We start from the raw sequence: 20,067 nt of genomic DNA, 5'->3' as shown, positions 1-20,067 counted from the left end.
CGCCCCTGACGCGGGGACGACCGGACACGGGGTTGAGAGATACGACCGCGCCGGGCCCGGGTCAACCCGATCCACCCCTGAATAATTGTCGTATCAACCATATGGGTTGCTTGGGCTTTGCGCCGGGTCGCGGAACGCCTATAAGGCGGCATTGATCTGAATTGGAAAAACCCATGGCGCCGCCCGCCCTGTCCGCCTGTGCCGAGGCGGTTCGCAAACATGACAATGACCGGTTCCTTACCGCCCTGTTCGCGCCCGCAACGGTGCGCGAGGACCTGTTCGCGCTTTATGCCTTCAATCACGAGGTGGCCAAGACGCGGGAGGTGGTGACCGAACCCACCCTGGGGCAGATCCGTCTGCAATGGTGGCGGGAAAGCATCGAGGGTGCCTTTGAAGGCCGTCCCCGCCGGCATGAGGTGGTGGAACCGCTGGCGACAGCCATTCTCCGCCATGACCTGGACCGCGCGCAGTTCGATCTGCTGATCGATGGGCGTGAGGCCGACCTGGATGACGAGGCGCCGGCCGACATGGAATGCCTGGTCAATTACGCCCAGGTGACGGGTGCGCCGCTGGTCCGGCTGGCCTCTCAGGTTCTGGGCGCCCGCGATCCGGCCAGCATGGAAGCCGCGCGTCTGATCGGTACAGCCTGGGCCCTGACCGGTATCCTGCGTGCCACGCCGTTCCTGGCGCGCGGGCACCGTTCACGCCTGCCGCTGACCCTGATGACGGAATTCCGGGTGACCGAGCCGGCCCTGTTTGAGTGCAAGCCCGAACCGGGATTGGCCCAGGTGGCCGAGGCGATCGCCGACACGGCGCGATCCTTGCTGAAACAGGCCCGTGCCCTGCGGAGACAGGTGCCGAAGGCGGCCCTGCCAGCCCTGCTGCCGGCCACCCTGGCCGACCATTATCTAGGGCGGATCGGTAAGTCGGGCTATAATCTGATGTCACCCACCCTGCTGCGCCCCACCATCGGGCGGCCGCTGGCGGTGGGGTGGGCGGCCACCATCGGGCGCTGGTGACCCCCAAAGCTGAACCGCCCCGGAAAGGAAGCTTCCGGGGCGGTGGTCAGGATCATTCAGGGGTGGATGCGTCGCCATCGGTTTCCGGCGTGCCCATCATGGCACCGGCCACGATGCCGGCATTGGCGCGGATCTTCTGTTCGATGCTGTCGGCCACGGCCTGGTTGTTGCGCAGGAAGGTCTTGGCATTTTCACGCCCCTGACCGATGCGCTGCCCGTCATAGGAGAACCAGGAGCCCGACTTGTCCACCACGCCGGCCTGGATGCCCAGATCGAGCAGTTCGCCCACCTTGGATACACCCTCGCCATACATGATGTCGAATTCGACGACGCGGAATGGCGGCGCCATCTTGTTCTTCACCACCTTCACGCGGGTCTGGTTGCCGGTGACGGTCTCCCGGTCCTTGATGGCGCCGATGCGGCGGATATCAAGGCGGACGGAGGCGTAGAATTTCAGCGCGTTGCCGCCCGTCGTCGTCTCCGGGTTGCCGAACATCACACCGATCTTCAAGCGGATCTGGTTGATGAAGATCACCAGACAGCGCGACTTGGAGATGGAGCTGGTCAGCTTGCGCAGCGCCTGGCTCATCAACCGGGCGTGCAGGCCGACATGGCTGTCGCCCATCTCCCCTTCCAGTTCGGCGCGCGGCACCAGGGCCGCCACCGAGTCCACCACCAGCACGTCGATGGCGCCGGAGCGCACCAGCGTGTCGGAGATTTCCAGCGCCTGTTCGCCGGCATCGGGCTGGGAGATCAGCAGTTCGTCCACATCCACGCCCAGCTTACGGGCATAGGACGGGTCCAGCGCATGTTCGGCATCGACGAAGGCGCAGACGCCGCCATTCTTCTGTGCCTGGGCGATGGCATGCAGGGCGAGCGTGGTCTTGCCCGAGCTTTCCGGCCCGTAGATTTCGATGATACGGCCCCGCGGAAAGCCGCCGATGCCCAGTGCGATATCGAGGCCGAGAGAGCCGGTGGAAACCACCTCCGTCTCTTGCGACGCCTCCTTCGCACCCAGCTTCATGATCGAGCCCTTGCCGAACGCGCGTTCGATCTGGCCCAGGGCGGCGTCCAGAGCTTTTTGTTTGTCCATGGGTGTTTCAACCAGACGGAGTGGAGCTGCCGACATTATTGTCCCCTTCCTTCTCGCACGGATGAGCATGCGCGTTCAACTGAACCTGTTGTACCTTTTTCGTTCTCATGCGCCAAGAGGGAATGTTCTCATTACGTTCACTTTTTTCGGTCGAGTTTCCAAGGTGGGGATAGGGAGGCTGAAAAATATGAACAAAGTTCAGGTGCGGTGGCGCCTTAAACCGACTATGATGGTTACTCCATTGAGGCTGGCAGGTCCGTGACATGTCGATTTCAGGCGGGAATCACTTTTCTACCTGCGCCCGTCCGCTGCTGACGCTGCTGACGCTGCTGGCGCTTGCCTGTTCCGTTCCGGCGGGGGCGCAGAACGCCGCGCCGGCGCAGAAACCGCCGGCCATGGAACAGGAAGTGATTGTGACCGGCCGGCGTAACGGGGAGCCGGATTTCCAGGAACAGCAGGAATTCCATTTCCAGGAATATCGGCGGTTGAAGCAGATTTACGATCCCGATCCGCTGCCGGTGATCCGTAGCGACCGGCTGGTCCGCATGCCGGAAGTGATCAGCAGTACGGTACAGGGCAAGCCGACCCTGACGGAAAAACAATGGTGAGCGGCGTCGGCGATCTGGCCCGCGCCGCGCAGGCGGCGATGACGCGCGGGGAGGAAGGGACAGCCCTTTCCCTGTGGCAACAGGTGCTGTCGGCCGATCCCGACCATGCCGTGGCGCTGCTGACCCTGGGGGATGCCGCACGGCGCGCAGGGCGGACGGAGCCGGCGCGCGACCTGCTGTCCCGCGCGGTGGCGGCGGCACCGGCCTTGGTACCGGCCCGCTGCGCCCTGGCCAACCTGCTGCTGCATCAAGGAGAGGTGGATGCGGCGGCGGTGCATCTGGCCGTGGCTGCGGAACAGGGGGCCGGCATCGCCTATGTCTGGCGCGATATCGGGCTGCTGCGGCGGGTGACGGGGGATCCGGCCGGTGCCTTGGCCGCCTTCGACCGCTGCCTGGAACTGGCGCCGGGCGACAGTGCCGCGTCGCTGGGCCGGTCGCTGGCCCTGCTGCGCCTTGGCCGCTGGCGCGAAGGGTTCGACCTGTACCGCCATCGCTGGTCGGTTTCCGCCCGCCCGCCCCGGCATCAGCAGATACAGGCCTGGCGGGGGGAGGACCCGGCCGGCAAACGTATCCTGGTCTGGGATGAACAGGGGGCCGGTGACACCATCATGTGTGTGCGGCTGGTCCGGTCCCTGATGGCGGCCGGGGCGCAGATCGTGCTGGAGGTGCCGGCGGCCCTGGTCCCGCTGTTCGACGATGGCAGGCATGGAACCGTGGTGGCACGGGGCACGGACCTGCCGCCTGTCGATCGGGGCGTGCCGTTGCTGGACCTGCCCGGCCTGTTGGGGCTGGAACCCACGGGCATTCCCTGGCCCGGCCCCTATATCGCGTCCGATCCCGTGCGTACCGCCGGTTGGGGCCAGCGGCTGGCGCGGCAGGGCAACCGGCCGCGCATCGGGTTCAGTTGGGCCGGCAATCCGGCGCATCCCGGGGACGCCTGGCGCACGCCGGGCCTGGCGGCGCTGCGTCCCCTGCTGGAACGGTCGGGGGCTGACTGGTACGCGTTGCAGGTGGCCAGTGGACGCGAGCAGTTGCGCGACAGCCCTCTGCCGGCACCCGTCACCGACCTGGGGGCGGAGATCGGGAGTTGGGCCGACACGGCTGCGATCCTGCCGCATCTGGACCTTCTGATCACGCCCGACAGCGCGCTGGCCCATCTGGCCGGGGCCATGGGGCGGCCGGTCTGGACATTGATCGCCACCGACACGGATTGGCGCTGGCTGGAAGGGGCGGCCAAGACGGGCTGGTACCCCAGCATGCGTTTGTTCCGCCAGAAGCGCTGCGGCGACTGGGCCGGGGTCGTGGCGCGGGTCGCGGCGGCGCTGCCGGCTTGATCGGGAACCGGGGGCAGGGCACCATCTGTCCCTGCACGGCCGACCAAGGAGGGCATCTTGGACCTGGACAGCCTGACCACGGCCTTCGACATGCTGACCGATGGGGTGGCGCTGTTCGATGCGCAGGAACGGCTGGTCCTGGCCAACCCCGCCTTCAGGGCGCTGTTCCCGGTCACGGCCGACCGGATGCAGCCGGGCGTGACGTTCGAGACGCTGCTGCGCTTCGGCATTGATGCGGGCGACAACCTGCATGCGCAGGGCCGCGACGTGGAGGATTATGTCGCCGAGCGCCTGCGCGGTTTTCGGCATCCTACAGGTCAGCCGGGTGATTTCCTGCTGTCGGACGGGCGCTGGATCCGGGTGCAGGATCGGGCCCTGCCGCAGGGCGGCACCCTGTGTGTGCGCACCGACATCACGGAGTTGAAACGCCGCGAGTCGGAACTGCGCGACAGCGAGCAGCGCTACCGCCAACTGGTTGATCTGTCGCCCGATGGCATTGCCGTGCATGATGCCCAGGGGCGCGGCCGGTTCGTGAACCGGGCCGGGCGCGCCATCCTGGGCATCGCGGCGGAGGAGCCCGCCGCCCGGTTCAACGTGCTGGACGTCACCAACGAGGAGACGCGTCCGCTGGCCGAGATGCTGATGCGCCGGGTGGTGTCGGGCGAGCCGCTGCGCCAGATGCGTATCGACCTGCGCCGGATGGACGGGCGCGACATCACGGTTGAATTGTCAGCGGTCCCGTTCCAGGGCGGGGGCGAGCGGCTGGTCATGTGCCTGTTCCGCGACGTCACGCATGAGGCGGCCTCCAGCCTGCGCCTGCGCGAAAGCGAGGCCCGCGCCCGGTCCATCCTGGATACGGCCCTGGACTGCATCATCTCCATCGACGAGGACGGGTATATCCTGGAGTTCAACCCGGCGGCGGAGCGCACCTTCGGCTGGCAGCGGGCCGAGGCGGTGGGCCAGCGGATGAGCGACCTGATCGTCCCGCCGCAGCACCGTAGCGGGCATGACAGCGGCCTCATGCGCATGAAACTGGGCAGCGGCGGCACCATGCTGGGCCGGCGGGTGGAGATCGAGGCGCTGCGCCGCGACGGCCGCCTGTTTCCCGTCGAACTGGCCATCACGGCGGTGCCGCTGGGGCCGGGCCAGCGCTACACAGCCTATCTGCGCGATATTACCGACCGCCGGCAGGCGGAGCATGAGATCTGGGAGAAGACACGCATCCTGGACAGCATGATGGACAATGTCGGCATCGGGATCGAGGTGTATGACGCCAACGGCCATCTTCTGGTCGCCAACCGCATGGTATCGGAACTGCTGGATATTCCGGCCGGGTTCATGAAACCGGGTCTGAAGGACCGCGACCTTGTCCGCCTGCTGGCCCAGCAGGGGGAATATCCGGGCGAGAGCGTGGAGGAAAGCCTGACCGATTATGACCGTATCCGGCATGACGGCATCTGTTTCAACGAGCGTCAGCGCCCCAACGGTACCTGGCTGCAGGTCCGGCATTTCCCCATGCCGGGCGGCGGATTCGTCGTACTTTTCGCCGATGTGACGGAACAGAAGAAGCTGGAAAGCCAGTTGCTGCAGGCCCAGAAGATGGAGGCGCTGGGACAACTGGCCGGCGGCATCGCGCATGATTTCAACAACATCCTGTCGGTCATCGGCGGCTATGCCAGCATGGCGAAGCAGGGCGTGCCCAAGGACGCGCCGCAGGCGGGTTATCTGGCCAAGATCGGGCAGGGGGTGGAACGGGCGGCGGCGCTGACGCGCGAATTGCTGACCTTCTCCCGGCAGAAGGTGGCGCGCACGGAAGTGATCGACCTGGGCGATGTGCTGCGCGGGCAGGAATTCCTGCTGAAACCGCTGCTGGGGGCCACCATCGACCTGTCCCTGCTGGTGCCGGACGCCCCGGTCTGGGTGGCCGTCGATCCCGACATGATCGCCCAGGCGCTGCTGAACCTGGCCATCAATGCCCGCGACGCCATGCCGGGCGGCGGGCCATTGATCGTGCGGCTGGGACTGGCGGCCGAACCGGCACCACCGGGGCTGGAGACAGGGGATTACGCCCTGTTGTCGGTCACCGACCGGGGAACCGGCATGCCGCCGGAATTGCTGGACCGCATCTTCGACCCGTTCTTCACCACCAAGCCGCCGGGTCAGGGCACGGGGCTGGGACTGGCCATGGTCTATGGCACGGTGAAACAGGCGGGCGGTGTGATCCTGGTGGACAGTCAGCCGGGCCGGGGCACCTGTTTCACGCTGTGGCTGCCCTTGTCTCCACCCCCGGCGGAGGAAGGGCGGGCGGACGCGCCAATGATTGCCGCCGCCACGACCCGCCCCGCTACCATCCTTGTCGCCGAGGATGAGCCGGAACTGCTGACCCTGGTCGCGGGCTTCCTGGAGCGCGAAGGCCATGCCGTGCGTCGCGCCGCCGACGGGGTGGAGGCGCTGGAGCGGTTCGAGGAGGGGGGCATCGATCTGCTGCTGACCGATCTGGTCATGCCCGCCCTGGGCGGTGTACGGCTGGCGCATCTGGTGACGGAACTGGACCCGTCCGTCACGGTCCTGTTCATGACGGGATATCCCGGACGCGGGCATGTGGAGGTTGAGGATTTGCCACCAGACATCCCTGTGCTTTACAAACCGGTAGAGCCGGAGACCCTGTGCCGGGCCGTGGCCGAGGCCTTGGCCAAGCGGAGAAGCGCATGAGTGCAATGTATATGCCGGAGGACCCGATCAAGTCCTTGCGCATCCTGGTGGTGGAGGATCAGCAGCAGACCCGCGTCTGGATCATCGACGTGTTGAAACAGATGGGTGTGCGCGAGGTGATGACGGCCAATGACGGGGCCGAGGCTATGGACATTCTGTATCGTGATCCCGACGCGGTGGACCTGATCATCTGCGACTGGGCCATGCCGCGCATGAACGGCATGGATCTTCTGGCATCGGTCCGCACCATACGGCCTAACCTGCCCTTCATCATGGAAACGGGGCACGGCACCAAGGATCATGTCCTGGCCGCCCGTGCCCAGGGCGTGGATGCCTTCATCGTCAAGCCCTACAGCGCCGCCCAACTGGAGGTGCGCATCCGCACCCTGGTCAAGAATATCCGGCCGCGCACAGGAAGAAGCCAATGAGTCTGACTTTGGGACCCTTGGGTCTGATCTGTGCCATTCCGGAAGAGACGGCGGCCCTGGCCGGACATTTCCAGGGCGCGGATCGGCAGGAAATTGCCGGTTTCGCCTTCATCACCGGTCAGTTGGACGGCCGCCCGGTGGTGCTGGTGGAAGCCGGGATTGGCAAGGTGAACGCGGCCCTGGTCGGCACCCTGCTGCTGCATCATTTCAGGGTGGAAGGCCTGCTATTCTCTGGCGTGGCGGGTGGTTTGGACCCGGGCCTGGATGTGGGCGATGTCGTGATCGCCGACCGCTTGATCCAGCATGATTACGGTGCCCTGTCGGGCGGGCGGTTGAAGCCCTATCAACCGGGTGTGCCGCCGCTGCCGGGGTTCGATGACACGCATGGCTATGCCCTGGCCGACGGGATGGCGCCGCGCATCGCCGCGGCCCTGGATGGTGTCATCCTGGCTGGCATGCCGGGCACGAGGCGGGCGCCGGTCTGGCGTTTCGGCACGGTCCTGACGGGGGATCATTTCCTGAACTGCGCCGATACGCGCCGGGACCTGCACGCCCGGTTCAACGCCCAGGCGGTGGAGATGGAGGGGGCGGCACTGGCCCAGGTGGCGGCCAGATTCGCTGTGCCGCTGGTGGTGGTGCGTGCGCTGTCCGACCTTGCGGGCAGTGACAGCCATCTGGATTTCCCGACCTTCGCCCGCACGGCGGCGGTGAACGCGGCCGGCATCGTGCGGCGCATCGTGCCCATTTTCTGACGGACGGCAAAAAAAGGCGCCGCACCGCGACAGGTCTTGCCGCATCTGCCCGTTGAAGCAATGGGTCCGGCAAAACCCGTCAAGGAGCGATCATGAGTATCAGCAGCATCAGCAGCAATGCCTATGCTTCGGCCGGCGTCAGCCGTCAGCAGCGGGCGCAGGAACGGTTTGAAGCGGCCGACGCCGACAAGTCCGGTGGGCTGTCGCTGGAGGAATTCCAGGCGGCCGGATCGAAGGAGGCGGACAAGGCCGGGCGGGCGGGCAACCGCCCCAGCGCCGAGGACATGTTCGCCAAGATGGACAGCGACGGCGACGGTTCCCTGACCCAATCGGAGATGGAAACCGCGTTCCAGAGCATGCGGTCCGAGACGAAGGGTGCCTTGCTGGCCGCCCAGGAGGACGCGTCCGGTACACAAGGTGCCCGCGGTCGTCCCCCCGGTCCTCCGCCGGGCGGCGCCGGTGGCCCGCCCCCGGGCAGCCCGCCGCCGGGCGGTGAAGGGGAGGATGCCGCCAACGCCACGTCCGGCGGTGGCAGCAGCACCGACATTGCAAGCCTCTTGTCCTCCAGCAGCAGCGACAGCAGTGAAGATGACACCATCAGCACGCTGATCAGCCAGCTTCAGAGCGCCATCAGCAGCTATTCGCAGAAGAACAATACGAACAGTTCCAGCAACACGACCAGCCAGGCCGCCTGACCGGGCGCTGACAGGTTTGGTCCGGCTGGGAATTCGCATGCCTTCAGCCGGGCCATCCGGAGGTGGTAACGCCTCCGCCACTTTGGGGGAGGGCCTTGGCCGCTTCGCTGCGGCCTTTCGGCCTCCCCCATATTTTTCAAAAGGTTATAGATCGATCCGCCCCTTGCTTCCCCTTGCCTTTGTCGTCAGACTGACCATCTGTTCCCCGTGACGAGGCAACCAGAGAGGCAAAGACATGGCCAGCGCACCCGCCATCAATATCGGTATTTCCGACGAGAACCGTGCCCGCATCGCCGACGGTCTGTCGCGCCTGCTGGCCGACAGCTATACGCTGTATCTGAAGACGCATAACTTCCACTGGAACGTCACCGGCCCGATGTTCAACACGCTGCATGCCATGTTCATGGCGCAGTACAATGAACTGTTCACGGCGGTGGACGAGGTGGCGGAACGTATCCGCGCCCTGGGCTTCTTCGCCCCCGGCAGCTATAGCCAGTTCGCCAAGCTGGCGACCGTGGCGGAAGAGACGGGCGTTCCCAAGGCCCAGGACATGATCCGTCAACTGGTGGAAGGGCACGAGACCGTGGCCCGTACCGCCCGCTCCATCTTCCCCCTGGTGGAGGAAGCCGGCGACGAACCGACCGCCGATCTCTTGACTCAGCGTATGCAGGTGCATGAAAAGACGGCCTGGATGCTGCGCTCCCTGCTGGAATAGTCGGAGACCGAAGTAACAATGTCGATCTACAAGGCAGCGCCGCTCACCGCGGCGCTGATTCTTTTTTCATCTGCCACCGTTCCTGTTTTGGCACAGGAGGCTGTCCTTCCGGCCGGTGTGGAGGCGATGCTGCGCAAGGCGGCCGGTCGCGATGGCGCGGCGCTCGACCTTGCCGAGTCCCTGGCCCGCGACGCCTTTCCCGATCAGGGCGAAGCGATCGCGACCCTGGCGGGCAGCCTGCGCAAGGACCGCGCGGAAGCGGAGCGGGCCCAGAAGCGGCGCGCGGCGGCCAATGTCTTTGCCGGATGGTCTGGCGATGCCGAAGCCGGTGGCGCCCTGTCCACCGGCAACAGCGATGACAAGACCCTGTCCCTGCGCATCGATCTTGTGAAGGAAACGGTGAAGTGGCGACATCAGGTCACCGCCGGGGCCGACTTCCAGCGCGCCGACGGAGAGAACTCCAAGGAGCGGTTCGAGGCCGGGTATGAAGCCAATTACTTCATCGATCCGCGCTTCTATGCCGCCGCCGAAATGGGCTGGGAACGCGATGTCTTCGCGGGATATCGCCACCGCCTGACCGAGACGGTGGGTGCCGGTTATGTGGTGCTGGATGGCGACGGGCGCCGGCTGTCGGTGGAGGGCGGCCCGGGTGCGCGGCACAGTTTTCTGGCCGACATGCCGGGAGAGCGGTCGGTGAAGAATGAATTCGTTTTCCGGGCCGCCGCCGATTTCAGCCAGGAGATTTCCGACAGCACGAAGTTTGCGCAGACGGCGAAAAGCCTGATCGGTGCCAACAACACGACGCTGGAGGCGACCAGCAGCCTGACCGCGCGCATCAATGCCCTGTTCTCCGCCCGCGTCGCCTTCACCGTCCGGCATGAAACCGACCCGCCCGACGACCGCAAGCCCACCGATACCTTGAGCCGGGCGACGCTGGTCTATACGTTCTAGGAAAGGGGTCGATCCGGGGCAGGGGCGGTGTGGATGATGCTGAAGCTGATCCTGTTCCCGCTGCTGGTCTGGATCGCCTATGCCGTCTGGTTCCGGCGAAGACAGGAACGCATCCTGTTTCCGCCCGACCGCCGGCCCATGGTTCTGGCCGATGCCGGCCTGCCCGATTTCCAGAATGTCTGGGTGCCGGCCGGCGATGGCCTGTCGCTGGAGGGTTGGTGCCGCCCCGCCGACGGATTCACCAAGCCGACCGTCCTGATCCTGAACGGACGGAACCGGCATCCGGGGGCCTGTGGCCCCCTGGCGCGCTTGCTGGCCGATGCCGGTTTCGGGGTGCTGCTGGCCGGGCTGCGCGGGCAGGGGGGCAATCCGGGGACGGCGGGACAGGCGGGCTGGATCGACGATAGCCGCGCCTGGGCCGATTATCTGGTTCAGCAGGGCATATCCGGGGGGCGTCTTGTTGTGTATGGCCGGGATACCGGTGCGTTCCTGGCGGCGGGGCTGGCGGCGGAACGGGCCGTGGCGCGGCTGGTACTGGAAGCGCCGTTCACCAGCATGGCGGAATTGCTGGACCGCCGCTGGCCATTGCTGCCGTTACGATCACTGTTGCGCCACCGGTTCGAGATCGCGCCGGCCCTGGCCCAGGTCCAGGCCCCCATACTGATCCTGCACGCTGGCGGGGACAGGGAGGTGCCGGTGACGCTGGGGACCCGGTTGGACCGGCACTGTGCCCAGCCGCCGCAAAGCTTCCGTCCGGCGGGTATCGCGGCGGCGGATCTGCTGTCCAGGGGTGGGGACGAAGCGCTGTTATCCTTTCTGGAATCCGCCATGCCGGGTCCACGCGGTCCGACCCTGGATCACGAAAAACCCGGCCGGGGCCGTGCCCTGATGATCCGCGATTGACGAAATCGGCGGGTTCATGGCCGCATCCCTGCACCGGGCATGGACAGGGTGTCCCTCGCCACGGTAAAACCCACACCCCATATTGTCGCGATCCAGCAGCTTCAGGCCGTCATCCCATGTCAAAGAAGACCGTCAACGAAATCCGTTCCACGTTCCTCGACTATTTCGGGAAGAACGGCCACGCCATTGTCGACAGCTCGCCGCTGGTTCCGCGCAACGACCCGACGCTGATGTTCACGAATGCCGGCATGGTGCAGTTCAAGAACGTCTTCACCGGCCAGGAACTGCGCCCCTATAGCCGCGCCACCACCTCGCAGAAATGCGTGCGCGCCGGCGGCAAGCATAACGACCTGGACAATGTCGGCTTCACGGCCCGTCACCACACCTTCTTTGAAATGCTGGGGAACTTCTCCTTTGGCGATTATTTCAAGGCCGACGCGATCGAACTGGCCTGGAACCTGATCACCAAGGAATTCGGCATTTCGGCGGACAAGCTGACCACCACCGTCTTTCATAATGATGACGAGGCGTTCGACCTGTGGAAAAAGATCGCCGGCCTGCCCGACGACCGCATCATCCGCATCCCGACGTCGGACAATTTCTGGATGATGGGCGATACAGGCCCCTGCGGCCCCTGCTCGGAAATCTTCTACGATCACGGTGACAAGATCCCCGGCGGCCCGCCGGGCAGCCCGGACCAGGATGGCGACCGCTTCATCGAGATCTGGAATCTCGTGTTCATGCAGTATGAACAGCTTCCCGGCGGCGAGCGTGTGGCCCTTCCGAAGCCGTCCATCGATACCGGCATGGGCATGGAACGCCTGGCCGCCGTCATGCAGGGCGTCCACGACAATTACGATATCGACCTGTTCCAGGGCCTGCTGGAAGCCTCGGCCGAGGCGACGGGCGCGTCGTTGAAGGGGCCGCAGGCCACCTCGCACCGCGTCATCGCGGACCATTTGCGCTCCTGCTCCTTCCTGATCGCCGATGGCGTCATGCCGTCGAACGAAGGGCGTGGTTACGTTCTGCGTCGCATTATGCGTCGCGCCATGCGTCACGCGCACATGCTGGGCGCCAAGGACCCGGTGATGCACCGTCTGGTTCCGGCGCTGGTGCGCGAAATGGGCGGCCATTATGCCGAACTGGTCCGCGCCCAGGCGCTGATCACCGAAACGCTGCGCCTGGAAGAAACCCGCTTCAAGCAAACGCTGGACCGTGGGTTGAAGCTGCTGGACGAGGCGGAAGCACCCCTGGCCGCAGGTCAGGCGCTGCCGGGCAATGTCGCCTTTACGCTGTATGACACCTATGGCTTCCCGCTGGACTTGACCCAGGACGTGCTGCGCACCCGCAACCGTCCGGTCGATGTGGACGGCTTCAACGCCGCCATGGACGAGCAGCGCAAGAAGGCGCGCGCCGCCTGGGCCGGCTCGGGCGAGGCCGCGACGGAACGTGTCTGGTTCGAACTGAAGGACGAGCTAGGGGCGACCGAGTTCTTGGGCTACGACACCGAGGCTGCCGAGGGTGCGGTCACCGCCATCCTGGATAAGGAAGGCAACCGCGTGACCAGTGCGGCTGAGGGCACGGAAGTGCTGGTCATCGTCAACCAGACGCCGTTCTATGGCGAAAGCGGCGGTCAGGTCGGCGATGCCGGCGCCATGATCTCCGCCAAGGGTGCCGAAGTCACCATCCGCGACGTGCAGAAGAAGCTGGGCGCGGTCTTCGCCCATGTCGGCACGGTCACCAAGGGCACGCTGGCGGTTGGCGATGCCGTGGAATTGAAGGTGGATGGCAGCCGCCGGGGCGCCATCCGCGCCAACCACAGCGCCACCCATCTGCTGCATGAGGCGCTGCGCCGCCGTCTGGGTGACCATGTCACGCAGAAGGGCTCGCTGGTGTCCGCCGACCGTCTGCGTTTCGACATTTCCCAGCCCACGCCGCTGGCCGCCAATGACGTGGCCGATGTCGAGGCGGCGGTGAATGCCCGCATCCGTGGCAATAGCGAGGTTACCACCCGCCTGATGACCCCCGATGCCGCCATCGCCGTCGGCGCCATGGCCCTGTTCGGGGAAAAGTATGGCGAGGAGGTGCGTGTCGTCTCCATGGGTGGCGTGGACGAGGCCGGGAACAAGGAATTCTCCGTCGAACTGTGCGGCGGTACCCATGTCCGCCGGACGGGCGATATCGGCCTGTTCAAGATCGTGTCCGAAGGGGCCGTCGCCGCCGGCATCCGCCGGATCGAGGCGCTGACCGGTGCCGGCGCACTGGCCTATCTGGAACAGCAGGAAGGCCGCCTGCTGGACACCGCCCAGGCGCTGAAGGTGCCGGCGGGCGACGTGGTGGCCAAGGTCACCAGCCTGCTGGACGAACGCCGGAAGATGGAAAAGGAACTGGCCGACCTGCGCCGTCAGGTGGCGCTGGGTGGCGGCGGTTCCGGTGGTGCCTCGGAAGTGAAGCAGATCAACGGCCTGGGCTTCATCGGCCGCGTCGTTGCCGACCTGCCGGCCAAGGATCTGAAGCCCTTTGCCGATGAACTGAAGAAGCAGGTGGGCACCGGCGTCGTCGTCGCCATCGCGGTTGCCGATGGCAAGGCGTCGGTGGTCGTCGGCGTTACCGAGGATGCGGTGGGCAAGGCCAGCGCCGTTGATCTGGTCCGCGTCGCGGCCGCGGCCCTGGGCGGCAAGGGCGGCGGTGGCCGCCCCGACATGGCGCAGGCCGGCGGCCCGAATGGGGACAAGGCGGCCGACGCCATCGCGGCGGTGGAAGCGGCGCTGGCGGGTTGAGGAAAGGTGGTGGCGGTGGAACCAGAGAGCTTTCCACCGCCACCCTTCTGGCGCACGCGCTACTGTGCGTTCGAGGTTATGGCCCGTGCTGAACGGCGCGCCATTACGCCCGACATGGTCGTATCGGTACTCCATCGACCGGTGCGCAGACTGGCGCAACCCAATGGCCGTGTGCGATATTGGGGAATGGTACGGGAACTGGGTGGCTATCTCAGCGTCATAACGCTGGGTGATGGTCGCACCGTCCACACCTACTATGTTGATGAGGAGTTCAGGCCATGAGCAGCAATGCCGTCTCCTATGATCAGTCGACCGACAGCCTCTATGTCAAAATCCGTCCGGGCGCCTCGGTTCGTCAGCGTTATGATGATGCAAGGGATGTGATCATCGATTTGGGCGCCGATGGCGAGCCTGTTGGCTATGACATTCAGTTCGCCAGCCAGCACGCCGACGTGATTGCCGAGGCGCTGGCGTTGCTACAGAACTATTCGCGTGTGGCGGCCTGAGCCTACGCCCGCTCCACCTCTTCCAGCGCCCAATCGAACGCCGCGACCTCTTCCTCGTCCCCCGGCAGCGTCACATCCTCGTCCAGCGTCTCCAGGGTGATGCGCAGGCGTTGGCCCGGCTTCACGCCAAGCCGCTGTAAAATCCCAGGCAATTCCTCGGGGGTGACGTCGTTCAGTACCTGCCGCATGTCCAGGACCTCCGTGTGACGATGTTTTCAGGGTAGCCATTCCCGGCCGTTCCGGCAATGATGCCGCGCGGACCCATTGCCACAGCCCCAGCAGAGATCATGACCCGTTTTCAAGGCACCCAGGATTATGTCGCCACCGATGACCTTCGCGTCGCCGTCAATGCGGCCATCACCCTGCAGCGCCCGCTGCTGGTGAAGGGGGAGCCGGGTACCGGCAAGACCGTGCTGGCGCAGGAGGTGGCGAAGGCGCTGGGCCGGCCGCTGCTGTCCTGGCATGTCAAATCAACCACCAAGGCACAGCAAGGGCTGTATGAATATGATGCCGTCTCCCGCCTGCGTGACAGCCAGTTGGGTGACCCGCGCGTCAAGGAGATCAAGAACTACATCCGCAAGGGCCCGCTGTGGAACGCGTTCGAGGCGGAGGAGCCGCCCGTTCTGCTGATCGATGAGATCGACAAGGCGGATATCGAGTTCCCCAACGACCTGTTGCAGGAACTCGACCGTATGGAATTCTTCGTCTACGAGACGGGGGAGACCATCAAGGCGGCCAAGCGTCCGGTCGTGATTATCACGTCGAACAATGAGAAGGAGCTGCCCGACGCCTTCCTGCGCCGCTGCTTCTTCCATTATATCCGCTTCCCCGATGCCGACACGATGGCCCGCATCGTGGAGGTGCATTTCCCCGACCTGAAGGCCGAACTGCTGCGCGACGCGCTGACCCTGTTCTATGAGGTGCGCGACGTGCCGGGCCTGAAGAAGAAGCCCAGCACGTCGGAACTGCTGGACTGGATCCGCCTGCTGCTGGTGGAGGATGTGTCGCCGGAGACGCTGCGCCAGCGCGATCCCAAGAAGATGATCCCGCCGCTGCATGGGGCCCTGCTGAAGAACGAACAGGATGTCCACCTGTTCGAACGCCTGGCCTTCCTGGCGCGCCGAAACAACGGGTGAGGGTGTCACCCGCCCGCGCCCGCACCGTTGTGCGCGGGCGGCGGGCGGGGCGCTATATCTCCCCGAAACTCTGTACCAGCGATCCGACGATCAGATACCAGCCGTCGATCAGCACAAAAAAGATCAGCTTGAACGGCAGTGAGATCATCGCTGGCGGCAGCATCATCATGCCCATGGCCATCAGCACCGACGACACGACCATGTCAATCACCAGGAACGGCACAAAGACCAGAAAGCCGATCTCGAACGACCGCTTCAGTTCCGACAGCATGAAGGCGGGGATCAGGACATGGATGGGAATGTCCTTCGGTTCCGCCACGGGAGCCGTCTTGGACATGTCCATGAAAAGCTGCAGGTCGCGTTCCCGGACATGGCGCATCATGAAGGCGTGGAACGGCTCTACGGCCCGTTTGAAGGCCGTGATCTCGTCCACCTCCTCATTGATCAGCGGGCGGATGCCGCGTTCGTAGGAGGTCTGCAGGGTGGGCGCCATGATGAAGAAGGTCAAGAACATGGCCAGGCTGACCAGCACCTGATTGGGCGGCACCTGCATCGTTCCCATGGCGGAACGCAGGAAGCTCAGCACAATGGTGATGCGCACAAAACAGGTCATCATGATCAGGATGCTGGGCGCCAGCGACAGCACCGTCAGCAGCATCACGAACTGGATGATGCGGCCGGTGCCGCTGGCCCCCTGGTCACCCAGATCCAGCGACAGGCTTTGCGCCGCTGCCGGTTCCGCCAGCAGCAGACAGGCCATCAGTGCCGGCAGGAAGCGGGCAAGACCGTTGAGCAGAAGCGCCCTCATGATGCCGTCCCCGCCTTTTCCTGACGATCCAGCGCCGTCCTGAAATCCCCCGGCGGAGAGATACCCGTTTCGATCACCCGGTCCTCCCCGATCCCCAGCAGCAGCAGATGTTCCACCCCGTCGCGCCGGACCAGGACGAGCCGGCGGCGCGCGTCCAGCGGCATCACCTCTACCACGCCCAGCCTTTTGTCGCCCTTGCGACGCACGGCCAGACCGGCGGCGGGACCATAGCGGCGCAGAAGCAGGGCGAAAAGCCCGATCAGTGCCAACACCAGCCCCAACGCCAGGATCAGGCGCAGATAATTGGCGGCATCCATTCAGACATCCTTGCCGGAGCGATAGGCCTGGGTGGCCCGGATGCGGGTGGCATGGGTTTCGCGCCCGCCCAGCTTGTCGCCATGTACCCGTTCCAGGGTGCCCGCCACCTCGTCCAACGCCGCCAATACCTGTTCCAGCTTGGGCAGGAGGGCGTGGGCCTGTGGGGCGGGAAGCGCCAGGACGGCGTCGAGGATCGGCTTGATCTCCCGCTCCAGCCCATAGAGATCCACCATGTCTCCACCGGCCAGTGTCTCCGCCCCTTGCGTCAGCAGGGTCAGAAGGCTGTCCAGCGTCTGGTCGATATCGGCCGGGGCGGCCAGGGTGGGAATAGTGCTGTTTTCTGTCATGGTGTCGTCGGCCGATCCACAGGCTTCAGGTCCAGTTCGCCAGCCCGCTCGTTCCACGTGCCGTTCGCACGGTAAACATGGGCAAGGATTTCCGCCACGGCGGCGATGGCTTCGATGGGAATTTCGCTTTCCACATCGACGGCGGCAAGAATTTCCGCAAGGTCGGCATCGGTGCGCACCTTCACCCCGTGGGCAAAGGCCAGTTCCAGGATCTGTTCGGCCACAGCGCCATGCCCGCTGGCCACAATGCGCGGTAGATTCGGGTCACCCCGTTCATGCCGCAGGGCCACCGCCACCTGTCGGCGGGCGGGCGGAGGCGGAGGGCTGTCGGGGGGTGGTTGCAACGGCGTGGCCCTTGTCGGAAGCGCCGTTCCGGGCGCGAAACCACCCTTGCGGCAAAAAGCATCCTAGCAGATGCGATTGCCTGGCGCGAGCCGGCTTCGTGGATGCGATTTCGCGTTCCTTGGCGCGTCGATTGCGCTATGTTGGGAATGAAAACCGCTGGGCCGTTCCCCCGGCCCCTGCGGTCGTGCCCCGCAAAAGGCGGGGCGGGTGGTTGTAACTCACCCGGAATGCCGCCTAATGGCGCGGAAATTGCATGATTTTGGGTCTGGAGGGCATGTTCTGCCGGGCATGCTTGTGGTCTAGGATGGAAGGGTTTTTGCCATGGATCTGAAGGATAGCGGCGTTTTCCGCCTGATGTCGGACAAGATGGCCTGGCACAATCAGCGGCAGGAGGTTCTGTCCCAGAACATCTCCAATGCTGATACGCCGAAATACCGTCCCCATGATCTGGTGGAATTCGACTTCAAGAAGCAACTGCGTGAGACGGCACGCATGCCGCTGTCCGGCTCCGCGTCCGGTCACCTGCAGGGCACGATCGTATCCAAGACCGGTTTCAAGGATGGGGAGGAACGCAGCCCCTATGAAACCGCTCCGGCCGGTAACGCCGTTGTGCTGGAAGAGCAGATGATGAAGGTCGGCCAGAATTCGATGGAGTACCAGACCGTCACCAACCTGTACCGCAAGCAGGTCGGTTTGCTGAAGACCGCGATGACGCCGCCGCGTTAAGGCAAACGGGACAGGCATAGGGGGAACCGGATATGGATCTGATGAATTCGATGGCGGCATCCGCCGCGGGCATGAAGGTGCAGGGCACCCGCCTGCGCGTCATCGCCGAAAACCTGGCCAACGCCAATTCCACCGCGCCCTCACCCGGCGATCTGCCTTACCGCCGCAAGGTGGTGATGTTCCAGAACGCCCTGGACAAGGAGATGCAGACCGATCTGGTGAAGGTGCGGAAGATCGATGTGGACCGCAGCGACTTCCTGCGCCGCTATGATCCTGGCCATCCCTCGGCCGGCGCTGATGGCTATGTGCTGCTGCCCAATGTGAACTCGCTGTACGAAAGCATGGACATGCGCGAGGCACAGCGGTCGTATGAGGCGAACCTGAATACGCTGGATGCCACCCGCCAGATGATCATGCGCACGGTCGATCTGCTGCGTTCCAACTGATTGATACGCCGTCCCGGACAGGAGAGACAGAGCCATGGCCATTCCCTTCAGCGGTGCCGCCGCCGCCTATGCCAGCGCCGCCACGCGCGGCCTTACCGCACCTTCCAAGCCGGCACCGACGGAGGGGCCATCCTTTGGCGACATGCTGGAAAGCGCCGTCGGCCAGTCCATCCAGACCATGCACAAGGGTGAGGAGATGACGGCCAAGGGTGTTCTGGGCAAGGCCGATCTGGCGGATGTGGTGAATGCCGTCACCAATGCCGAGGTAACCCTGCAGGCGGTGGTGAATGTCCGCGACAAGGTGATTTCAGCCTATCAGGAAATCCTGCGCATGCCGATGTGATGGCGGCGGCCGGTACTGGATCATGAACGAAGCCGAAGCCATCGAGATCGTGCGTGACGCGCTGTTCACGACGATCATCGTCAGCCTGCCGCTGATGCTGATCGCGCTGGTGGTGGGGCTTGCGATCTCGCTGTTCCAGGCGCTGACCCAGTTGCAGGAACAGACCCTGACGTTTGTGCCCAAGATCCTGATCATGTTCACGGCCATGGTCTTCCTGCTGCCCTTCATGAACGGCCATCTGAGGACCTTTACCGAGCGGATCATGGATCGGATCGTGGCCGTGGGTACGGGTGTCGACAGCCAGGATCCGGGTGGTGGTGGCTGATGTCGCTGGATGCGCTGCTTGGCGGGTCCGTCTATGCGTTCCTGATGATCTTTGTGCGCCTTGGTTCGGCCTTCCTGATCATGCCGGGCTATGGCGAACAGTTCGTGTCGCCGCGAATCCGGTTGCTGTTTGCCCTGGCCGTGTCGTTCCTGCTGATGCCGATCCTGCTGCCCACCATGCCGAAGGCGCCGGCCAGCCCGGCTGATCTGACCTTGCTGATCATCGCCGAGGCGCTGATCGGCATTTTCCTGGGCACCATCACCCGGATGTTGATGGCGGCCCTGGAAACGGCGGGCATGCTGATCGCCAATCAGGTGGGGCTTTCGGCGGCACAGGCGTTCAACCCGGCCATGTCGTCGCCGGGTAACCCGATTTCAGCCATCCTGGGCATGCTGGCGCTGATGCTGATCTTTGCGACGGATATGCATCATCTGCTGCTGATGGCCATCGTGGACAGCTACAGCCTGTTCACGCCGGGCCAATGGCTGCCCATCGGCGATGTCGCCCAGCATCTGACCCGCGTGATGGCCGACAGTTTCCTGATCGGGATGCAGTTGGCGGCCCCCTTCACCGTGATCGGCCTGCTCTTCTATCTGGGCCTGGGGCTGATCGCCCGGCTGGTACCGCAGATCCAGGTGTTCTTTGTGGGCGTGCCCATCCAGATCATTTTCGGATTGATGCTTCTCGGGCTCAGCCTGACCGCGCTAATGACCTTCTGGCTGGCCCGGTTCGAGGGGCAGCTCGTCAATATCCTGCAGCTATGAGGGAGGGGACACC

The 20,067-nt window shown here is 64.9% G+C and carries 24 protein-coding genes; 18 read left to right on the top strand and 6 right to left on the bottom strand.

All coding sequences use genetic code 11. The annotated features are described in order from the left end of the window. Nucleotides 1-173: 173 nt before the first annotated feature. On the top strand, nucleotides 174-1,019 hold the full coding sequence (locus KBA48_RS11475; protein ID WP_292906338.1) for a phytoene/squalene synthase family protein: 846 nt from the start codon (nucleotides 174-176) through the stop codon (nucleotides 1,017-1,019). 52 nt (nucleotides 1,020-1,071) lie between these two features. On the opposite strand, the gene recA is transcribed toward KBA48_RS11475, so the two are convergent. Further along, entirely contained in the window at nucleotides 1,072-2,112 is a 1,041-nt protein-coding gene (gene recA / locus KBA48_RS11470) for a recombinase RecA (protein ID WP_292906336.1), read from the bottom strand. A 263-nt stretch (nucleotides 2,113-2,375) separates the two neighbouring features. Here recA and KBA48_RS11465 point away from each other — a divergent pair, with 263 nt between their 5' ends. The 11 genes from KBA48_RS11465 (at nucleotide 2,376) to KBA48_RS11415 (ending at nucleotide 14,496) form a co-directional block, all read left to right on the top strand. Then, nucleotides 2,376-2,720 carry a hypothetical protein gene (locus KBA48_RS11465; protein ID WP_292906334.1) on the top strand — a complete coding sequence of 115 codons (345 nt, stop codon included), beginning with the start codon at nucleotides 2,376-2,378 and terminating at the stop codon, nucleotides 2,718-2,720. Continuing rightward, on the top strand, nucleotides 2,714-4,054 hold the full coding sequence (locus KBA48_RS11460) for a tetratricopeptide repeat protein (RefSeq protein ID WP_292906332.1): 1,341 nt from the start codon (nucleotides 2,714-2,716) through the stop codon (nucleotides 4,052-4,054). Before KBA48_RS11465 ends, KBA48_RS11460 begins: the two co-directional genes overlap by 7 nt. A 57-nt stretch (nucleotides 4,055-4,111) precedes the next feature. Further along, nucleotides 4,112-6,766, top strand: a complete 2,655-nt coding sequence (locus KBA48_RS11455) for a PAS-domain containing protein (protein WP_292906330.1) — start codon at nucleotides 4,112-4,114, stop codon at nucleotides 6,764-6,766. Further along, nucleotides 6,763-7,194 carry a response regulator gene (locus KBA48_RS11450; RefSeq protein WP_292906328.1) on the top strand — a complete coding sequence of 144 codons (432 nt, stop codon included), beginning with the start codon at nucleotides 6,763-6,765 and terminating at the stop codon, nucleotides 7,192-7,194. The genes KBA48_RS11455 and KBA48_RS11450 overlap by 4 nt, the downstream gene beginning before the upstream one ends. After that, nucleotides 7,191-7,946, top strand: a complete 756-nt coding sequence (locus KBA48_RS11445) for a 5'-methylthioadenosine/adenosylhomocysteine nucleosidase (protein ID WP_292906326.1) — start codon at nucleotides 7,191-7,193, stop codon at nucleotides 7,944-7,946. Before KBA48_RS11450 ends, KBA48_RS11445 begins: the two co-directional genes overlap by 4 nt. Nucleotides 7,947-8,038: 92 nt before the next feature. Next, entirely contained in the window at nucleotides 8,039-8,641 is a 603-nt protein-coding gene (locus KBA48_RS11440) for an EF-hand domain-containing protein (protein ID WP_292906324.1), read from the top strand. A 235-nt stretch (nucleotides 8,642-8,876) separates the two neighbouring features. After that, nucleotides 8,877-9,356 (top strand): Dps family protein, encoded by a 480-nt coding sequence (locus KBA48_RS11435; protein ID WP_292906322.1) that lies wholly within the window; start codon nucleotides 8,877-8,879, stop codon nucleotides 9,354-9,356. An 18-nt stretch (nucleotides 9,357-9,374) separates the two neighbouring features. Next, complete coding sequence (locus KBA48_RS11430; protein ID WP_292906320.1) at nucleotides 9,375-10,307, top strand: YdiY family protein; 933 nt, start codon at nucleotides 9,375-9,377, stop codon at nucleotides 10,305-10,307. Nucleotides 10,308-10,340: 33 nt separating this feature from the next. Then, the gene (locus tag KBA48_RS11425) at nucleotides 10,341-11,210 is read left to right on the top strand and encodes an alpha/beta fold hydrolase (protein WP_292906318.1); all 870 of its coding nucleotides are present in this window, start codon (nucleotides 10,341-10,343) and stop codon (nucleotides 11,208-11,210) included. 116 nt (nucleotides 11,211-11,326) lie between these two features. Beyond that, entirely contained in the window at nucleotides 11,327-13,990 is a 2,664-nt protein-coding gene (alaS, locus tag KBA48_RS11420; RefSeq protein WP_292906316.1) for an alanine--tRNA ligase, read from the top strand. A 278-nt stretch (nucleotides 13,991-14,268) separates the two neighbouring features. Further along, entirely contained in the window at nucleotides 14,269-14,496 is a 228-nt protein-coding gene (locus KBA48_RS11415) for a DUF2283 domain-containing protein (RefSeq protein ID WP_292906315.1), read from the top strand. 2 nt (nucleotides 14,497-14,498) lie between these two features. Here the strand turns inward: KBA48_RS11415 and KBA48_RS11410 are convergent, their stop codons facing one another. Next, nucleotides 14,499-14,684 carry a hypothetical protein gene (locus KBA48_RS11410; protein WP_292906314.1) on the bottom strand — a complete coding sequence of 62 codons (186 nt, stop codon included), beginning with the start codon at nucleotides 14,682-14,684 and terminating at the stop codon, nucleotides 14,499-14,501. Between the two features lie 99 nt (nucleotides 14,685-14,783). Between KBA48_RS11410 and KBA48_RS11405 the strand changes: the two genes are divergently transcribed. Next, entirely contained in the window at nucleotides 14,784-15,632 is an 849-nt protein-coding gene (locus KBA48_RS11405; RefSeq protein WP_292906313.1) for a MoxR family ATPase, read from the top strand. Between the two features lie 52 nt (nucleotides 15,633-15,684). Here KBA48_RS11405 and fliP read toward each other — a convergent pair whose 3' ends face one another. The 4 genes from fliP to KBA48_RS11385 are packed head-to-tail and all read right to left on the bottom strand — an operon-like array spanning nucleotide 15,685 to nucleotide 17,350. Beyond that, nucleotides 15,685-16,440 carry a flagellar type III secretion system pore protein FliP gene (gene fliP, locus KBA48_RS11400; RefSeq protein ID WP_292906311.1) on the bottom strand — a complete coding sequence of 252 codons (756 nt, stop codon included), beginning with the start codon at nucleotides 16,438-16,440 and terminating at the stop codon, nucleotides 15,685-15,687. After that, nucleotides 16,437-16,757 (bottom strand): flagellar biosynthetic protein FliO, encoded by a 321-nt coding sequence (locus KBA48_RS11395; protein WP_292906309.1) that lies wholly within the window; start codon nucleotides 16,755-16,757, stop codon nucleotides 16,437-16,439. The genes fliP and KBA48_RS11395 overlap by 4 nt, the downstream gene beginning before the upstream one ends. Continuing rightward, complete coding sequence (locus KBA48_RS11390; protein WP_292906307.1) at nucleotides 16,758-17,105, bottom strand: hypothetical protein; 348 nt, start codon at nucleotides 17,103-17,105, stop codon at nucleotides 16,758-16,760. It abuts the gene before it with no gap. Further along, nucleotides 17,102-17,350 (bottom strand): EscU/YscU/HrcU family type III secretion system export apparatus switch protein, encoded by a 249-nt coding sequence (locus KBA48_RS11385; protein WP_367273832.1) that lies wholly within the window; start codon nucleotides 17,348-17,350, stop codon nucleotides 17,102-17,104. The genes KBA48_RS11390 and KBA48_RS11385 overlap by 4 nt, the downstream gene beginning before the upstream one ends. 421 nt (nucleotides 17,351-17,771) lie before the next feature. Here KBA48_RS11385 and flgB point away from each other — a divergent pair, with 421 nt between their 5' ends. The 5 genes from flgB to fliR are packed head-to-tail and all read left to right on the top strand — an operon-like array spanning nucleotide 17,772 to nucleotide 20,054. Then, nucleotides 17,772-18,176 (top strand): flagellar basal body rod protein FlgB, encoded by a 405-nt coding sequence (gene flgB / locus KBA48_RS11380; protein ID WP_292906303.1) that lies wholly within the window; start codon nucleotides 17,772-17,774, stop codon nucleotides 18,174-18,176. 32 nt (nucleotides 18,177-18,208) lie between these two features. Continuing rightward, a complete protein-coding gene (flgC, locus tag KBA48_RS11375; RefSeq protein ID WP_292906301.1) occupies nucleotides 18,209-18,622 on the top strand; it encodes a flagellar basal body rod protein FlgC in 414 nt (137 codons plus the stop codon). 34 nt (nucleotides 18,623-18,656) lie between these two features. Continuing rightward, complete coding sequence (gene fliE / locus KBA48_RS11370) at nucleotides 18,657-18,965, top strand: flagellar hook-basal body complex protein FliE (RefSeq protein WP_292906299.1); 309 nt, start codon at nucleotides 18,657-18,659, stop codon at nucleotides 18,963-18,965. A 22-nt stretch (nucleotides 18,966-18,987) separates the two neighbouring features. After that, nucleotides 18,988-19,290: a flagellar biosynthesis protein FliQ gene (gene fliQ, locus KBA48_RS11365; RefSeq protein ID WP_292906297.1), complete on the top strand. Its 303-nt coding sequence runs from the start codon at nucleotides 18,988-18,990 to the stop codon at nucleotides 19,288-19,290. Beyond that, a complete protein-coding gene (fliR, locus tag KBA48_RS11360; RefSeq protein ID WP_292906295.1) occupies nucleotides 19,290-20,054 on the top strand; it encodes a flagellar biosynthetic protein FliR in 765 nt (254 codons plus the stop codon). Before fliQ ends, fliR begins: the two co-directional genes overlap by 1 nt. The last annotated feature ends 13 nt before the right edge of the window (nucleotides 20,055-20,067 follow it).

Source organism: Niveispirillum sp., assembly GCF_017996735.1.
In the GTDB taxonomy this organism is placed as follows: domain Bacteria; phylum Pseudomonadota; class Alphaproteobacteria; order Azospirillales; family Azospirillaceae; genus Niveispirillum.
This window is presented reverse-complemented; position numbering and strand designations above follow the sequence as displayed.

Excerpts from the sequence above, each read along its gene's own strand:
- KBA48_RS11475 (WP_292906338.1), top strand. The coding sequence starts at position 174 with ATGGCGCCGCCCGCCCTGTCCGCCTGTGCCGAGGCGGTTCGCAAACAT.
- recA (WP_292906336.1), bottom strand. The coding sequence starts at position 2,112 with ATGGACAAACAAAAAGCTCTGGACGCCGCCCTGGGCCAGATCGAACGC.
- KBA48_RS11465 (WP_292906334.1), top strand. The coding sequence starts at position 2,376 with ATGTCGATTTCAGGCGGGAATCACTTTTCTACCTGCGCCCGTCCGCTG.
- KBA48_RS11460 (WP_292906332.1), top strand. The coding sequence starts at position 2,714 with ATGGTGAGCGGCGTCGGCGATCTGGCCCGCGCCGCGCAGGCGGCGATG.
- KBA48_RS11450 (WP_292906328.1), top strand. The coding sequence starts at position 6,763 with ATGAGTGCAATGTATATGCCGGAGGACCCGATCAAGTCCTTGCGCATC.
- KBA48_RS11445 (WP_292906326.1), top strand. The coding sequence starts at position 7,191 with ATGAGTCTGACTTTGGGACCCTTGGGTCTGATCTGTGCCATTCCGGAA.
- KBA48_RS11440 (WP_292906324.1), top strand. The coding sequence starts at position 8,039 with ATGAGTATCAGCAGCATCAGCAGCAATGCCTATGCTTCGGCCGGCGTC.
- KBA48_RS11435 (WP_292906322.1), top strand. The coding sequence starts at position 8,877 with ATGGCCAGCGCACCCGCCATCAATATCGGTATTTCCGACGAGAACCGT.
- KBA48_RS11430 (WP_292906320.1), top strand. The coding sequence starts at position 9,375 with ATGTCGATCTACAAGGCAGCGCCGCTCACCGCGGCGCTGATTCTTTTT.
- KBA48_RS11425 (WP_292906318.1), top strand. The coding sequence starts at position 10,341 with ATGATGCTGAAGCTGATCCTGTTCCCGCTGCTGGTCTGGATCGCCTAT.
- alaS (WP_292906316.1), top strand. The coding sequence starts at position 11,327 with ATGTCAAAGAAGACCGTCAACGAAATCCGTTCCACGTTCCTCGACTAT.
- KBA48_RS11415 (WP_292906315.1), top strand. The coding sequence starts at position 14,269 with ATGAGCAGCAATGCCGTCTCCTATGATCAGTCGACCGACAGCCTCTAT.
- KBA48_RS11410 (WP_292906314.1), bottom strand. The coding sequence starts at position 14,684 with ATGCGGCAGGTACTGAACGACGTCACCCCCGAGGAATTGCCTGGGATT.
- KBA48_RS11405 (WP_292906313.1), top strand. The coding sequence starts at position 14,784 with ATGACCCGTTTTCAAGGCACCCAGGATTATGTCGCCACCGATGACCTT.
- fliP (WP_292906311.1), bottom strand. The coding sequence starts at position 16,440 with ATGAGGGCGCTTCTGCTCAACGGTCTTGCCCGCTTCCTGCCGGCACTG.
- KBA48_RS11395 (WP_292906309.1), bottom strand. The coding sequence starts at position 16,757 with ATGGATGCCGCCAATTATCTGCGCCTGATCCTGGCGTTGGGGCTGGTG.
- KBA48_RS11390 (WP_292906307.1), bottom strand. The coding sequence starts at position 17,105 with ATGACAGAAAACAGCACTATTCCCACCCTGGCCGCCCCGGCCGATATC.
- flgB (WP_292906303.1), top strand. The coding sequence starts at position 17,772 with ATGGATCTGAAGGATAGCGGCGTTTTCCGCCTGATGTCGGACAAGATG.
- flgC (WP_292906301.1), top strand. The coding sequence starts at position 18,209 with ATGGATCTGATGAATTCGATGGCGGCATCCGCCGCGGGCATGAAGGTG.
- fliE (WP_292906299.1), top strand. The coding sequence starts at position 18,657 with ATGGCCATTCCCTTCAGCGGTGCCGCCGCCGCCTATGCCAGCGCCGCC.
- fliQ (WP_292906297.1), top strand. The coding sequence starts at position 18,988 with ATGAACGAAGCCGAAGCCATCGAGATCGTGCGTGACGCGCTGTTCACG.
- fliR (WP_292906295.1), top strand. The coding sequence starts at position 19,290 with ATGTCGCTGGATGCGCTGCTTGGCGGGTCCGTCTATGCGTTCCTGATG.